This is a genomic window from Acetobacter estunensis, from assembly GCF_011516945.1.
GTDB classification, from domain to species: Bacteria; Pseudomonadota; Alphaproteobacteria; order Acetobacterales; family Acetobacteraceae; genus Acetobacter; species Acetobacter estunensis.
In genome coordinates this window covers 1-15,506 of the sequence record NZ_WOTH01000030.1, presented here as the reverse complement: position 1 = coordinate 15,506, position 15,506 = coordinate 1, and the positions used below count along the sequence as shown (strand labels likewise).

The following is a 15,506-nucleotide window of genomic DNA, read 5'->3' as shown; positions in this document are numbered from 1 at the left end:
GCAAGATGCCACATCGGACACAATGAGCTCGCCTCCCGCTTCCGCAGCCCGTCCGGCCGGTGTCACCTTTTCCCGTCTTCTTCCCTATCTCTGGCCCCGTGACGATCCACGGTTGCGGTGGCGGGTGGTCGGCGTTGCCATGCTGTTGGTGGCGGCCAAGCTCGCCACGGTGGCCATTCCCTGGCTTTACAGCCGGGTGGTGGATGCTCTGTCGCAACCCTCCGGCGTGGCCGCGACGCCCATTTTGCTGATCGTGGGCTATGGTCTCGTGCGCCTGATGGCAGCGGCGTTCAACGAACTGCGTGATGCGGTGTTTGCGCCGGTGCGGTTCCGGGTGGCGCGCGATGCGGCCATGCGCAGTTTCCGGCACATGCACGATCTTTCGCTGCGGTTTCATCTCGACCGTCGTACGGGCGGTGTCACCCGCGCCATCGAGCGTGGGACGGAGGCGGTGGAGACGCTGCTGCGTATGGCGCTGGTCATCCTGCCGACGATACTGGAAGCGGTGCTGGTCATTGGCCTGATCTGGCGCATGTTCGACTGGCGCTATGCGCTGCTGATCTTTGGCGCGGTGGCGGCCTATGTGGGGTTCACTTTTGCTTTCACGTCATGGCGAATCGGCATCCGCCGTCGGATGAACGACATCAACAGCGAGGCGACGGGCAAGGCGCTGGACAGCCTGCTGAACTATGAGACGGTGAAGTATTTCAGCAACGAGACGCATGAGGCCAAACGCTATGGTGAGGCCCAGACCCGCTACGCCCGGGCTGCGGTCCACACTCAGTATTCTCTGAGTGCGCTCAATTTCGGACAGGCCGCCATCATCGGTATCGCGCTCACGCTGGTCATGCTGCTGGCCGGGCATGATGTGGCGGCAGGACGACTGACGGTCGGGCGTTTCGTGCTCATCAATACCTATCTGCTTCAGCTTTATGCGCCGCTGAATTTCTTGGGCTCGATCTATTCCTCCATCCGCAATTCGCTGGTCGATCTGGAGCATATGCTCGGGTTGCTGGATGAGACGGTGGAAGTGGTCGATCCTGCTCATCCGTTGCCCATCGCTGCCCGTCTGCACGATGCGCCGCCGGTTAGTGTGGAGTTCCGGGATGTGCATTTCGGCTATCGTCGGGATCGTGAGATTTTGCACGGCGTCAGCTTTACGGTGCCGCCGGGAAAGATGGTGGCCATTGTCGGCCCCACGGGTGCGGGCAAGTCCACGATCAGTCGTCTGTTGTTTCGCTTCTATGACACATGGTCGGGACAGATTCTGATCGATGGTCACGATGTGCGTGATTATCGCCAGGCCGATCTGCGTGCGGCCATCGGTGTGGTGCCGCAGGATACGGTACTGTTCAACGACACGATCGGCTACAATATTGCCTATGGTCGTCTGGGCGCGACAGAGGCCGAGATCGAACATGCGGCCCGGTTGGCACAGGTGCATGACTTCATCATGTCGCTGCCCGAGGGCTACGCGACGCGGGTGGGTGAGCGTGGTCTGAAGCTTTCCGGGGGAGAGAAGCAACGTGTCGCGATTGCCCGGACCATTCTGAAAGATCCGCGTCTGCTGATTCTCGATGAGGCGACCAGCGCGCTCGATACGCACACCGAACGCGAGATTCAGGCGGCTTTGGGGGCGGTTTCGGCTGAACGTACCACGGTCGTGATCGCGCACCGTCTTTCCACGGTGGTCGATGCGGACGAAATACTGGTGCTGGCGGGTGGTCTAGTGCGCGAGCGCGGACGACATGCCGATCTGGTGGCGCGTGGCGGTCTCTACGCTGCGATGTGGGCAGCGCAGGACGCGGGGCAAACGCCGGACGTTACGGCGGAGTCTGTGGCCCACACGGTCTGAAGTGATTGAAGCTGGCACGTTGGCGGAGTCCGCGCGTGCTTATGAACAGGGAGAACGGACATGACTGAGAAGCCTCAAGCCCCGACAGGGGATGCTGGAATGGACCAGATCTCGGAAGATCTGACCAAGTGCGCGATGGTGATCGAGCATGCGATCGATCATCTTCTGGAAGAGAACCATCCGCCGCTCTCCGTGGCGTCGGCTCTGCTGGGTGGTTCGTTGGGCTTGCTGTCACGGACGATGGATCGTGAGACAATCCTGCGGATTCTTGACAGTGCCGTGCAGAGTGTCCGTTCGGGGGATCTGGAAGACGCAGAGAAAGCCCGTCGTGCCGGAAGCGCCTGAAAAGCACCTCACCGCAGTCCTTGCATGGTGGAAAAAGGCGGCTCGTCAGCCATGCCGAGCGTGTTTCCTTCCACTGTTTGCTTGACGGATGCGGGGGGCTCCGCCATAAGCCGCGCCTGATTGCATGGGATGAACGCCGGGGTGTGCCTCGGCCCTTTCCTGATTTATTGACCGAGGATAAACCGATGTCCCGCCGTTGCGAGATCACTGGCAAGGGTGTGCTGACGGGCAACAATGTCAGCCACGCCAACAACAAGTCCCGCCGCCGTTTCCTGCCGAACCTGCAGGAAGCCTCAGTACTTTCTGACATTCTGGGCACGTCCGTGCCTCTGCGTGTCAGCACGCGTGGCCTGCGCACGATCGAGCACAACGGTGGTCTCGACGCCTATCTGCTCGGCACGCCGAATCGCAGCCTGACGACTGAATCTCTGGTCCTCAAGCGTCGCATTCAGCGCGCTCAGGCCAAGAAGCAGGCTGCAACTGCCTGATATTCCGCCGGCCCAAATGGCGCCGGCATCCTGATCGCTCCTGCGCAAGCAGGAAAAGACGACGGCACAATATCCCGCTTTCCGCTCTGCCGGAAATGACGGGAGAGGGGCGCGGGGAGAGGGTTCTCCTGTCGCGCCTCGTGTGTCTTTCGCCTCAGACCGTTTCCTGGCCTTGGCCGTTTTCCGGAGAAGCCCCGTGTCCGCCCAGTCCGACCTTTCAAAGATCCGTAATATCGGGATTACCGCGCATATCGACGCGGGCAAGACCACGACGACCGAGCGCATCCTGTACTACACGGGCGTGTCCCATAAGATCGGCGAGGTCCACGAGGGCAACACCACCACCGATTACATGGCACAGGAGCGTGAGCGCGGCATCACCATCACCTCCGCCGCCGTGACATGCGTGTGGGACGATCACCGCATCAACATCATCGACACCCCGGGCCACATCGACTTCAACATCGAAGTGAACCGTTCGCTCCGTGTGCTCGATGGTGCCATCTTCATCATCGAAGGTGTGGCTGGTGTGCAGCCGCAGTCCGAGACGAACTGGCGTCTGGCAGATCGCTACAATGTTCCTCGCATCATCTTCATCAACAAGCTCGATCGCACAGGCGCTGACTTCTACTATGCCTTCAGCACGCTGAAGGAGAAGCTCGACATCGTGGCGATTCCGCTTCAGTTGCCGATCGGTGCTGAAGAGAACTTTGTCGGTGTGGTCGATCTGGTCGAGATGAAGGCCATCGTCTGGGAAGGCGGTGAGCTGGGTGCGAAGTTCCACGACGAGGAAATTCCGGCCGATCTGAAGGAAAAGGCTGCCGAGGCCCGTCAGAACCTGCTCGATACCGCTCTGGCCGTCGATGATGCCGCCATGGAAGAGTATTTCGAGAAGGGTGACGTTTCCGTCGAGACCCTGAAGAAGTGCATCAAGAAGGGCACGCTGTCCGGCGAGTTCCGTCCGGTTCTGTGCGGCACCGCGTTCAAGAATAAGGGCGTGCAGCCGCTGCTCGATGCCGTCGTCGATTATCTGCCGGCTCCGAACGATGTCGAAGGCATTCGTTGCGCTCCGCCGGAAGGTGAGGAAGAGGCCGACGTAAAGGATCTGCCGATCATCCCGGTTGACCCGAATGGCAAGTTTGCGGGTCTGGCCTTCAAGATCATCAACGATAAATATGGCACCCTGACCTTCGTGCGCGTTTATCGCGGCGTGCTGAAGACTGGTGACACCATCCTCAACACCACCAAGGGGCACAAGGAGCGCATCGGTCGCATCTATCAGATGCACGCCGACAAGCGTGAGGAACTGACCGAAGTGCACGCCGGTGATATTGCCGCGTTCGTGGGTCTGAAAGACACGCAGACGGGTGACACGCTGGCCGATCCGGCTGATCCGGTGGTTCTGGAGCGTATGAGCTTCCCGGTTCCGGTTATCGATCTGTCGGTTGAGCCGAAGACCAAGGACGCCGTCGAGAAGATGACGCTGGCTCTGCAGAAGCTGGCTGGTGAAGATCCTTCGCTGCGTCTGAAGACCGATCAGGAAACGGGCCAGACCATTCTGTCGGGCATGGGCGAACTGCATCTCGACATCATCGTTGACCGTCTGCGCCGCGAATATGGTGTGGACGCCAATGTCGGTGCTCCGCAGGTGGCCTATCGCGAGACGATTACCAAGACGCACGTCGAGACCTATACCCACAAGAAGCAGTCGGGTGGTTCGGGTCAGTTCGCCGAGGTGAAGATCGAATTCGCGCCGCATGACGGTGAGATCGAGTTCGCGAACAAGGTCGTCGGTGGAACGGTGCCGAAGGAATACATTCCGGCGGTGGAAAAGGGCATTCGCGTGCAGGCGTCCAGCGGCGTGCTGGCAGGCTTCCCGACCGTGGACTTCAAGTTCACGCTGCTTGACGGCAAGTACCATGACGTTGACTCGTCCGCTCTGGCGTTCGAAATCGCGGCCAAGGCCTGCTTCCGTGAAGGCATGAAGAACGCCGGTCCGGTGATCCTTGAGCCGATCATGGATGTTGAAGTGACCACACCGAACGATCACGTTGGTGACGTAGTGGGCGATCTGAACCGTCGTCGCGGCATGATCCAGAGCCAGGAGACGTCTGGGTCCACGGTCATGGTGCGTGCTCAGGTCCCGTTGAAGGAGATGTTCGGCTACATCTCGCATCTGCGTTCGATGACAAAGGGACGTGCATCGTTCACGATGCAGTTCCATCATTACGATCCGGTTCCGCGTAATGTGGCGGAAGAGATCATGGCGAAGTCCGCCTGATCTATCTTACCTGCTGAAGTTCTTGAAAAGGCCGTCCTGTAAAGGGCGGCCTTTTCTTTTGGTTGAAGAGTAATTGAATTTCTATATTGCGGAGGTCGCTGGTAGATATTTTGTTATGTGAGTTGTTGTATCGAATTGTAATAATAAATATAAAATTAATAATTACAGAGATAGGATTTCACACATATTGGCGAGGGTCTTTATTGGACGGTACCTCTCATGTGTAGAGTTCGCTCAAGAAATACGTTTTGTTCCCTTTTTCCGAGATAAACGCCGAGTGAGTAGAGTCAGGAAAATCTTTCGGCGTTTCTGCAAAGACAACGATGGAAGTATTGCCGTGATGGCAGCTCTTTCCATTGTTCCTGTCATGATCGGTATAGCTGTCGCAGTGGATCTTGGTTCTCTGGTGACGACGCGCTCTCACCTCCAGTCCATTGCTGATGCAGCGTCTCTTCAGGCGACGAAAGCGGCCAACGATTATCTCGTTTCTAATCCCGGAACCTCCAGTGTGATAGGAGCGCTTGCGGCGGCGCAGACTGCGGCTCAGGCTTCTGTCACAGCGAATGCCGCTGAGAGTGGCATTTCTCCGGCACCCGTTCCGAGCGTTACGTACAAGTCCCTGACATCCTATTCGGGTAGTGTCACAGTCTCACTTTCAGAGACATCTCCCTCATATTTCGGCGGTCTTATTTCGTCTGGAAACAACACTGTTTCCGTGACATCCACGGCAACGATGGCGGAAGGAAATTCCTATATCCAGGTGCTTTTCGTTGTCGATATTTCCAACTCGATGGGTGTGGGAGGAACGACAGTGGATATTACGGCATTGGAAAACGGCAGCGGTCAGTGTGCGTTCGCCTGCCATGATCCTTCCGGATATTCCGCAGCGACGAATTCCTGCAATCCGCGTTCCACGTCATCGACGTCGCAAAGACATTCTCATGCTTCCACTTTACCATCCTGCGACACCCGCACGACGGCGAAGGCGGAGGGCATAAATCTGAAAATCGATTATGTAAATCAGGCTGTACAGACCTTTATTTCCGAGCTTCAATCTTATGCACAGGATGATCGTACCCATATCACGGTAGGTATCGACACATTCGGAACGAATTTCACACAGGTATTGGCGCCGACCACCGATCTAAATAATGCGGCGACGGTTGCGGCGGCCATCGATCTGGAGGACGCAACACCATTGGCAAACGCCAATGACAATCCCAACCAGGGAAGCACGAATTATAGCGTTTATAATTATGGTTACACCAAAACCAGCGCGGCTCTTCAGCAGGTTCTTTCAGGACTTTCTAACGTCGGGGACGGCTCATCGGCCAGCAGTATGAAGACCTATATCATTTTCCTCTCCGATGGAGCGGAAGATATATTCGGATCTACAGCTTGGCATCGTATCGTGGATGTGAATTACAGTACATTATGTTCGCAGTTAAAAGGCGGAAATGTCAGAGTTTTTTCCATATGGGCACCGTATTACGCTATTCCGGGCGATAGCCAATACCAAGCTCTTGTCGAGCCTTTTGCTGGAACTGGAAGTGGCAGCATGCAGGGAACAATGGAGGGCTGCGCCACGAGTTCGGCGGATTACTTCGAGGCGAACGACGGTCCTGCGATCCAGCAGGCCTTTTCCACGACTTTCGACTCGATCATCAGCGATAGCGCGTTGCATCTGACTCAATAGAGACAGGATCGTCAGGGCGGAGGAGGTGTTCGGCCACCACCAAGCGTAGAACCCAGTGAAGCGATCACGATAGCCGCAATGCCCAGCCAGCTTGCCAGAGGTAGATGCTCGTTGAGAAACGTCATGCCCATGATTGCGCCAATGGCGGGCTCGGCACTGGTGAGGATGCTGAATTGCCGGGTGGAGAGGCGCCGGAGTGCACACATTTCGAGAGAATAGGGAATGGCACTTGAGAGGGCTGCGAGAATAAGCGCGGGAAGAAGAAGGGCAGGGGTAAAGAGTGCTGTTGCTGTGCGCGTCGCCGCCATGGGGAAAACGGCAGCGGCGCCGACAATCATGCCGAGCGTCGGGGCCTCCGATCCGCAGATATGTCCTGCTTTTCGGCCTGTTACGATATAAGCGGCCCAACAGACGCCTGCGCCCAGTGCAAAGAGGATGCCGCGCGGGTCCATATGCGTCTGCGTGATGATATTGCCTGAAGGCAGCGGGAGCAGAAGGCCAAGACCCATGGCGGCACAGACCACCCACAAAAGATCGTTCCAGTGTCGGGAGCCGAGCAGCGCGAGTGTCAGCGGACCGAGGAACTCCAGGGCAATGCCGACGCCCAGTGGGATACGTTCGATGGCGAGATAGAAGCAGAGATTCATGAGACCCAAAGACAGGCCATAGGGAAGCGCTGCGCCCAGTTTCCGCATGGACAGACGGATGCGCCAAATACGCATCGAGACAGCCAGCATGAGGGCCGCAAACGACAGGCGAAGCGAGGTTGTGCTGGTTGCGCCGATCAGTGGGAACAGAGAACGGGCGAAAATAACGCCGGTTGTGATGGAGACCATCGACAGCAGGACAGCGCCCATGGGGAGGATTTCGGAGGGAGCGGCGTGGGAAGAGGTGCGGTCCATGACTCGTGGCCTGTGTGGCAATGAGGGACCGCACCCTAAGGGAGGAGAGCCACGATGAGGACTGTTTTCCTTGTCTTTTATGAATGTTTCTTGGGCTTTAGGTCAGGAGTGTGGCTCTAATTCGTGATGCGCAGGAGAATGGAGCGGGAGCGTTCGACCACATTGATCGCCACTTCATCTCCAGTGCGTACGATGCGGGCTGTTAGCGCTTCTCCCCCCACGGCGAGGTTGAAGAGAGTCAGCTCCCGCAGGCTTTCCGGCAGGGTGGGCCGGGTGAATTCCACCGCGACCTGTCCGGGATCGTAGCGGAGGCCCAGAACTGCCTGAAGAGCGGCGGGAAGAGCGGCGGCGGCCCATGCTTGCGGTGAGCAGGCCACAGGGTAGCGCACCGGTCCTTCCGAGCGGCTGCGGGTAAAGCCACAGAACAGCTCCGGAAGGCGACGCAGATCGCTGTAAAGTGCTGCATCGATCAGACCCTCGAACACCCGAGAGGCTTCTTCCCGGAAGCCATGACGTGCCAGTCCCATGGCGATCAGGGCGTTATCGTGCGGCCACACAGATCCGTTGTGATAGGCCATTGGATTGTAACGCGCTTCCCCCTCGGGAATGGTGCGGATGCCCCAACCGGAAAAGGAGCGCCTGTTCATCAGGGTGCGCACAAGGCGACGCGCACGCTCGGCTGGCACCATGTCGGTCAGTAGGACATGCCCTGCGTTGGAGGAGCGGACGGCACATTGCTGTTTCCTGCCATCGAGGGCGATGACATAGGTGTCGATGTCATCGTTCCAGAATTTCAGATTGAACGAGACCCTCAAGGCATCGGCCCGTTCATCCTGATGCGCGGCGTAAGCGGTCTGGCCAAGGCGTCGGCCGATCTGAGCGGCAGCGCGGCGGGCGGCGTAGACATAGGCCTGCACCTCACACAGGGCGATGGGGCCTTCCGCCAGTGTGCCATCGGCATGGAAAATGCTGTCGTGGCTGTCTTTCCAGCCTTGATTGGTCAGGCCGTCCTTGTTGCGACGGCCATATTCCACGAAACCGTCTCCATCGCGGTCCCCAAACCGCTCGATCCAGTCGATGGCGCGCGCCACATGGGGCCAGAGGTGGCTGAGTGTGCCGACATCTCCTGTACGTTCCAGATACTCACCAGCCAGCATGACGAAGAGTGGCGTGGAATCGACGGAGCCGTAGTAACGGCGAAACGGCACTTCACCGAGTTCCGCCATCTCGCCCAGTCGCACTTCATGCAGAATTTTGCCCGGTTCCGCATCCGCCTGCGGGTCTTCCCGATCCGCTTGATTGGCGGCCAGATAGAGCAAAACGCCGCGCGCAATGAGAGGGTCCAACCAAAGGGTCTGAAGCGCGGTGATCAGCCCGTCACGACCAAAAACCGTGCTGTACCACGGGATGCCGGCGTAAGGATAAAGCCCCGTCTTCTTCTGCGTCACCAGCATGTAGATGTCGCAGATGCAGCGCCGGATGGCCTCGTTGAAGACTTCGTTCGAGGTGGCAATCGCCGTTGCGCGCGCCGACATCATGCGCAGGGAGCGTCTGGCGGCTACGGCGCTGGAGAGGAAGGCCCTGTTGGGCGGTTCGCTCTGCGTTTGTGGTTCGGGGTCGCACTGGACCTCGATATGAAGGAGCACTTTCTGGCCGGGATCGATGGGAAACTCGAAGGCTGCGTGATCGCCGCGTAACGTCGTCGGCTGCGGGCAGAACACGATACGGGTGGTACGGACCCGATCATCGAGACCTCGGCATGAGAGCGTGACGGTGTCGCCCTCCACTTTGGGTTCGGTGCATACGCCGTGACGCGCTCGTTTCATGCCACGGGCTTCGAACAAATCCGCAAAATCGGCAAAGAAGCGCAGATCGCAGGAGATTTCGTGTCTTTTTACATCGAAATTACGGATTTCAATGCGTTCGAAACACCGGCCATTCCACAGAAAACGCGAGCGGAGAACGTGCAGCAGATCATGATCCAGCGAAGTGCCGTCATTGAGAACAATCGTCTCGTTGGTCAGGTTCACAGACAGCATGATGTTGTTTTCACGCACGACCGAAGACAGAAGGACCGGTCTCTGGCCACCGAGCCGGAAGATCAGGCCCGAGAGATAGCGGGTGTCGCGGTAATACAGTCCATCGGCAATGTCCTGTCCCCAGAAGATATCTCCTGTCTGATCGAACACTCCGAACAGATCGCCTGATTTCAGTGCGTGGATACGACGGCTCGACAGTACGGATGAGCCGATGCGTGTGAAGATGTCGTCGTGAACGGCCGGGATAGATGTGGCCGTAGGGTTGGGCTGGTCCGTGTCGAGTGGGGTGTTCATGCGGCGCTCCTTGCTGACACGGCGGCGCGGAACATCACCCGATCAGGGGGGAAGATGTCCCGGCAGCAGGATGGCATGAAGTCCAACGCACGAAGCGCACAATCGTGGCGTGCGCATCTGGAAAACTTCTTGTCGTGCGAACGGAAGCAGATCTTCAGTAAGGAGCGGGGTTGATCGTGGTCTGGCGGATCATATGGACGGGATTTGCCCGGTAAAAAGCCAGCGAGCGTCCGCCGCCGCCACTCGGCAGCGAAGGACGGGAGGGTGGTGGAGAGTAGCCATGAATGCCGGGATGGAGCGAGGAAGTGCTGGGACCACCCCCTCCTTGTGGTGACTGGCCTCCTTGCGCGGCAAGGGAAGCCGCTGATCCGGCAGCTGTCTGATAGGCGGTGACAGGCGCGCTCATTGGGGCAGTAGGGGCGATGGGATGGAAGCTTCGGCCCATGACCGGATGAGCTCCCGGTTGCGCAGGCGTGTTGGGAGTAGCCCATGATTCCAGCACTTTCCATTGATAGGCCGTGCCGATATCGGGGGTGAAGGAATGATAGGCCGCCGCTGCACGCGGCCAACTGCCGGTGCGCGCAAAAAGATCGGTCAGGAAGCGGGCGGCATAGGTCGCATTCGTCATGGGGTCGAAAGCTGCTTCCAGTGAGGGAAAGGCATCGGCATGCTGGAGCAAATTGACCTGCATGCAACCGACGTCGATGGACTTTACTCCCCGGTTTTGCAGAGTGTGCACAGCGTCGATGGCCTGTTGCCGTGTGTCGAAGGTGTACCCCTTGCCCTCAGCGTTGATGGTCCACGGCCACGGCACCACTTGCCTGCCCACCCGTCGTCCGCTTTCCACGCGCGCCATGGCGACAAGGAACTGATCGGGGATGCGATAGCTACGTTCTGCCGTCAGGGCTGCGCGAATGCAGGCCATCCCGGCGCCCGGATCGATAGGGGGGGCGTTTTGCTGTGTGCCGGGAGTGTGAAGGAACGCGGCAAGCTGTTGCGCGGGATCGGGCGTGCCAGACGGCAGCGGTTGAGAGTCCTGCGGAGCAGATGCCGCCTTGAGGGGCAGGAGCGGGAACGCGGCTCCCCACGCACATGCTGGGACACCGCACGCGGAGAAGGCCAGCAGGAAAAGGGTGCGGCGCATTATCCTGAAAGATGCGCCGATTCTTTTAATTATGCGTTACAGCCAATGGATCGAACCGGGAACGTGAGGTTTCTTTCACGTTCCCGGCTGTGTGCGTATCAGACTGCCTTGAGAGCGGCCTGAAGCCGCTGATCCAGCACATCGAGGAACGGCTGGGTATCGAGCCATTTCGTGCCGTTGCCGACAAGAAGAGCAAGGTCTTTGGTCATCTGTCCGGCTTCCACGGCTTCCACACACACGCGCTCCAGCGTATGCGCGAAATTGACTACATCGGGTGTGTCATCGAAGCGGCCACGATAGGCCAGACCACGTGTCCAGGCGTAGATCGACGCGATGGGGTTCGTGCTGGTCGGACGGCCTTTCTGATGCTCCCGGTAATGGCGCGTGACCGTCCCGTGCGCGGCCTCCGATTCCACAATCGTGCCGGTCGGGTCGAGCAATACGGAGGTCATCAGGCCGAGACTGCCGAAGCCCTGTGCCACGATGTCGCTTTCCACATCGCCATCGTAGTTTTTGCAGGCCCATACATAGCCGCCTTCCCATTTCAGGGCGCTGGCCACCATATCGTCGATCAGGCGATGCTCGTAGGTAATCCCAAGTTTTTCAAAGTCGGTTTTGAATTCCCTGTCATAGATCTCCTGGAACACATCCTTGAACATGCCGTCATAGGCTTTGAGGATCGTGTTCTTGGTTGAGAGATAGACGGGGAATTTACGGTCGCGACCGTAGCTGAGGGAGGCGCGGGCGAAGCCTTCGATCGATGCGCGGGTGTTGTGCATGCCAAGCGCCACCCCCGGCCCCTTGAAGTCATGCACATCCAGAACCAGTGGCTCGCCGCCGTCATCGGGCACGTAGTTCAGCGTGACCTTGCCCGGGCCGGGGATCTTGGTTTCCGCAGCGCGGTAGATATCGCCATAAGCGTGACGGCCGATGACGATGGGCTTGCTCCAATGCGGCACAAGGCGTGGCACGTTGGAGCAGATGATCGGTTCGCGGAAAATGGTGCCATCAAGGATGTTACGGATTGTCCCGTTCGGGGAACGCCACATTTTCTTGAGCCCAAATTCCTCCACGCGCGCCTCGTCCGGCGTGATGGTCGCGCATTTGACGCCCACGCGGTACTGACGGATGGCTTCGGCTGCCTCGACCGTAACTTTGTCATCGGTCGCATCGCGATTCTCGATGCCAAGATCGAAGTATTTCAGATCGACATCGAGATAGGGGAGGATCAGACGGTCTTTGATGAAGTGCCAGATGATCCGCGTCATCTCGTCGCCATCGAGCTCGACGACGGGATTCTTGACCTTGATTTTCGCCATGAGACCCTTGCTCCCCATGAGGTGTAACGGTCATGCCGCCGTGGAGACGACATGAGGAACAGCGGGCACTATCACGGGCCGAAACCGGTCCCAATCGGGTTTGTATTCACATTCATGATAGGTGAGATGCGAACCTTGTATGGGACTGAAATGGCCTTGCATCACACATGCGCGAGACGCAAAAGGCCGTTGTCGAGGTGAGGTTCAGAAGCTGCCGCGTGTGTTGCCGGTGCGGACAGCATCGCCTTCACACATGTAGCGCCCATGACTGGTGGCTCCGTACCAGAAGCTGCCGGGCACATGATAGACGTGAGTCTGCGTGTTGACCCAGACTTTCGTGCAGGCATTCTCGTTTGCGGTTTCTGTGGCGCTCGTGTCGGACACATGCGTGGCCGTCGTATGCTCGACCCCACGGTTGCTCTGACTTTTCAGATCGTGAGCCAAGGCTCCGGTCGTCAGGAACGTCAGGGCACACAGCGAACCAAACAGACGTTTCATGCCTGCTCCTCCAGTTTCTTGAAGATGTTCGAACTGTGCTGGAAAAAGCTGTTTGGAAACAAGTAACGCTTGCGTCAGGAATGTGCAGCGGTGTGTGGGGTGTAATGAAAATATCGTGATAGGTGTAATGGCTGTAAATATCATGTGACTGTTGAGGAGTGCTCACGTTCTGTTGTGAGGCAATACTTATTTTAGACTTAAAGTCATGAAGCGGCAGAGGGGAGCATGATGATCGTCCATGTGTGTCTCCCGGACGCTCCCCGTTTTCGTCGTTATCCCGTATCACGGCGTCGAGGCCCACAGGAGACATGCGTTTGAACTGACGCTCAAGGTCTGGGGCATTCGACCGATTTCACGCAGATAAATCACGAGATCAGTGGTGCCACGACTTTTCTCTGCTGAAGAAGCTTCTGCATCAGGACGTAATTCGGCAGAAGGGGAGGCCGGGACGCATACACCTTCCTGATTTGTATCTCCGGAAGGGAGCTTGTGTGAGATCAGTATGGCAAACGCGAGAAGGTTACCAACTGTACCCGATGCTGGCCTGAGCGTTTCGTCGTTCTCCATAATAGCAGTATTCGCCATCGGACCCATAGGCGAAACAGTTCGAGACGTAGTGCTTGTCGAAGATATTGCGGACGCTTGCGGATGCCTTCCAGCCGCGAAGTGTGGGCGACAGATTGGAAAGGTCGTAACTCAAGGAGCCATCGAACAGCGCGTATTGCGGAAGCCACACGCTGCCGTAAGTGGCTTCCCCGCCATAAGCTTTTGCCGAATAGCGCATGCCTCCTCCGAAGCCGAGACCTTTTAATGGTCCAGAAGGCATCGTGTAGAATGCGAACAAAGAAGCATTGCCCTTGCCCGACTGGATGAGAGGTTTGCCTGTTGAGTCGTCGTGCACTTTCTGGACGCTCACAGCCGCCGTAATCATGAAGTTCTTGTAAGGCTCTGCATGGGCTTCGAACTCGAAACCATCCGAATGAACCAGCCCACTTTGCACATTGTAGCCAGTATTGGCGACTGAAACGAGGACATTACTCTGCTCGATATGGAATCCGGCGACAGTGAGTAAAACAGACGTCCCCGGAAATTGATATTTCACGCCACCTTCAAGCTGTTTGCCGATGGAGGGACTTGCCTGTCGTACTGTGGCGCCCCCGTCATTGGAGACGGATCCCGATTGTGGCTGGAAAGATGTTGAATAGCTGATGTAGGGCGCAAGGCCGAAATCGAAGTGATAGAGAGCAGACGCACGCCATGTAATCTGACTCGAACTCTGACGAGTGTCGGTTTGGCCAATATGCTCCACCTGATTGGAGCGGTACCAATCGTTGCGAATGCTGCCTGTCAGAATCAGACGATGCCAGCGGATTTCATCTTGACCATAGGCGCCAATCTGATGGGATCGCGTCACATAGTCCGAACTGGGCGTCAGGGGCGAAATGACCATGTGATAGTCGGGGTGCAGGACATCGAGATCGGGCGCATCGCCGTAGGCTTCCCTGTCATTGGCGCGCTGCTGCATGTAGTCGAACCCAAACATCATCTTGTGCTGTAGCGGTCCGGTGCGAACATTGCCTTTGAACTGACTGTCGAACGCCAGGTTGTAAGTGTGCTCCTGTGTGCCGTAAGCGGAGCGGGACAGCATTTCATCGCTGTTGTAAGAACCATTGTCATAAACACTGCGGTAGATGGTACGGATATCGTCGTACCGTCCGCGCGTGCTGAAACTCCAATCGTCGTTGAAACGGTGATTGAAGATATAAGTGATCGCACCCTGCCGACGATTGAATTTCTCAAAGGATGCGTCTCCGTCGTAGAAGTTCCGGGGCAGATAGCCAAACGATGCCCGCTTGAGGGAGCCGATCAGCGGAACGCCGCCATAGGAGCCACTCTCCGGATCGTACTGATAGTTGCCCAGCAGGGTGAGGGTGGTTGGTCCGTCGCCCCCGAACGTGAAAGAGGGGCTTATGCTGAAGCGTCGGCTTCCCGTTTTGCTGAGTTGGGTGTGCTGACCGTTCACTGTTCCATAAAGCCGATAGCGGACCAGACCGTCATCTGTGGCGAAACCACCGACATCGGCATCCACGCGATAGAGGTCGAACATTCCGCCAGTGGTGGTGACGCCGCCGTAAAACTTTTGATCTGTCGGCAGTTTGCTCGACAGCGCGGTGAGACCACCCGGACTGGACTGGCCATAAAGCGCGGAAGCCGGTCCTTTGAGCAGTTCGATGCGAGAAAGGCGAAAGGTATCGGTCTGAGCAACGGCGAAACCCGTTGGGCTGTCCTGAAACCTCAGCCCATCGAGAAAAGTCGGTACCGTAAAGCCACGGAGATCGTAGAGGTCGTATCGTGTGCCTTCTCCACCGCGCGTATCGGCGGTGACACCGGCGGCGTAACGCAAGGCCTGATTGAGATTCAGCACGCCACGCACGTCCATCTCTTCGCGGGTGATGACAGTGACCGACTGGACCGTTTCGATGAGGGGCGTATTTGTCTTTGTCGCGGAAGAGGCCAGGGTCGATGCGTTGCTGTGGCCACGTACCGTGATCCGCTGGACATGGGGAGCGCGTGTCGCGGTTTTGGCGGTTGCGGCCTGCCGCGGCGTGACGGTTTTGGATTGGCGAAGTTTGTTGGTTGCTTTC

The 15,506-nt window shown here is 57.8% G+C and carries 11 protein-coding genes; 5 read left to right on the top strand and 6 right to left on the bottom strand.

The annotated features are described in order from the left end of the window. Positions 1–22: 22 nt before the first annotated feature. The 5 genes from GOB87_RS12370 (at position 23) to GOB87_RS12350 (ending at position 6,665) form a co-directional block, all read left to right on the top strand. Positions 23–1,855, top strand: coding sequence for an ABCB family ABC transporter ATP-binding protein/permease (locus GOB87_RS12370; RefSeq protein ID WP_166317256.1), 1,833 nt, complete (start codon positions 23–25; stop codon positions 1,853–1,855). A gap of 60 nt (positions 1,856–1,915) precedes the next feature. Then, positions 1,916–2,200 carry a hypothetical protein gene (locus GOB87_RS12365; protein WP_194303344.1) on the top strand — a complete coding sequence of 95 codons (285 nt, stop codon included), beginning with the start codon at positions 1,916–1,918 and terminating at the stop codon, positions 2,198–2,200. Between the two features lie 185 nt (positions 2,201–2,385). Beyond that, positions 2,386–2,688 carry a 50S ribosomal protein L28 gene (rpmB, locus tag GOB87_RS12360; protein WP_166317253.1) on the top strand — a complete coding sequence of 101 codons (303 nt, stop codon included), beginning with the start codon at positions 2,386–2,388 and terminating at the stop codon, positions 2,686–2,688. A gap of 196 nt (positions 2,689–2,884) precedes the next feature. Further along, a complete protein-coding gene (gene fusA, locus GOB87_RS12355) occupies positions 2,885–4,969 on the top strand; it encodes an elongation factor G (protein WP_166317250.1) in 2,085 nt (694 codons plus the stop codon). Between the two features lie 277 nt (positions 4,970–5,246). Next, positions 5,247–6,665 carry a TadE/TadG family type IV pilus assembly protein gene (locus GOB87_RS12350; protein WP_338421437.1) on the top strand — a complete coding sequence of 473 codons (1,419 nt, stop codon included), beginning with the start codon at positions 5,247–5,249 and terminating at the stop codon, positions 6,663–6,665. A gap of 11 nt (positions 6,666–6,676) precedes the next feature. On the opposite strand, the gene GOB87_RS12345 is transcribed toward GOB87_RS12350, so the two are convergent. The 6 genes from GOB87_RS12345 to GOB87_RS12320 form a co-directional block, all read right to left on the bottom strand. Further along, entirely contained in the window at positions 6,677–7,567 is an 891-nt protein-coding gene (locus tag GOB87_RS12345) for an EamA family transporter (protein WP_166317244.1), read from the bottom strand. Positions 7,568–7,683: 116 nt separating this feature from the next. Then, positions 7,684–9,900: an amylo-alpha-1,6-glucosidase gene (locus tag GOB87_RS12340; RefSeq protein ID WP_166317241.1), complete on the bottom strand. Its 2,217-nt coding sequence runs from the start codon at positions 9,898–9,900 to the stop codon at positions 7,684–7,686. A 154-nt stretch (positions 9,901–10,054) separates the two neighbouring features. Continuing rightward, complete coding sequence (locus GOB87_RS12335; RefSeq protein WP_166317238.1) at positions 10,055–11,044, bottom strand: transglycosylase SLT domain-containing protein; 990 nt, start codon at positions 11,042–11,044, stop codon at positions 10,055–10,057. Between the two features lie 98 nt (positions 11,045–11,142). Next, on the bottom strand, positions 11,143–12,363 hold the full coding sequence (locus GOB87_RS12330; protein WP_166317235.1) for an NADP-dependent isocitrate dehydrogenase: 1,221 nt from the start codon (positions 12,361–12,363) through the stop codon (positions 11,143–11,145). A 204-nt stretch (positions 12,364–12,567) separates the two neighbouring features. Further along, positions 12,568–12,861, bottom strand: coding sequence for a hypothetical protein (locus GOB87_RS12325; RefSeq protein ID WP_166317232.1), 294 nt, complete (start codon positions 12,859–12,861; stop codon positions 12,568–12,570). A 520-nt stretch (positions 12,862–13,381) separates the two neighbouring features. Beyond that, positions 13,382–15,506: TonB-dependent siderophore receptor (locus tag GOB87_RS12320; RefSeq protein ID WP_166317229.1), on the bottom strand; the 2,125-nt coding region annotated here is incomplete at its 5' end.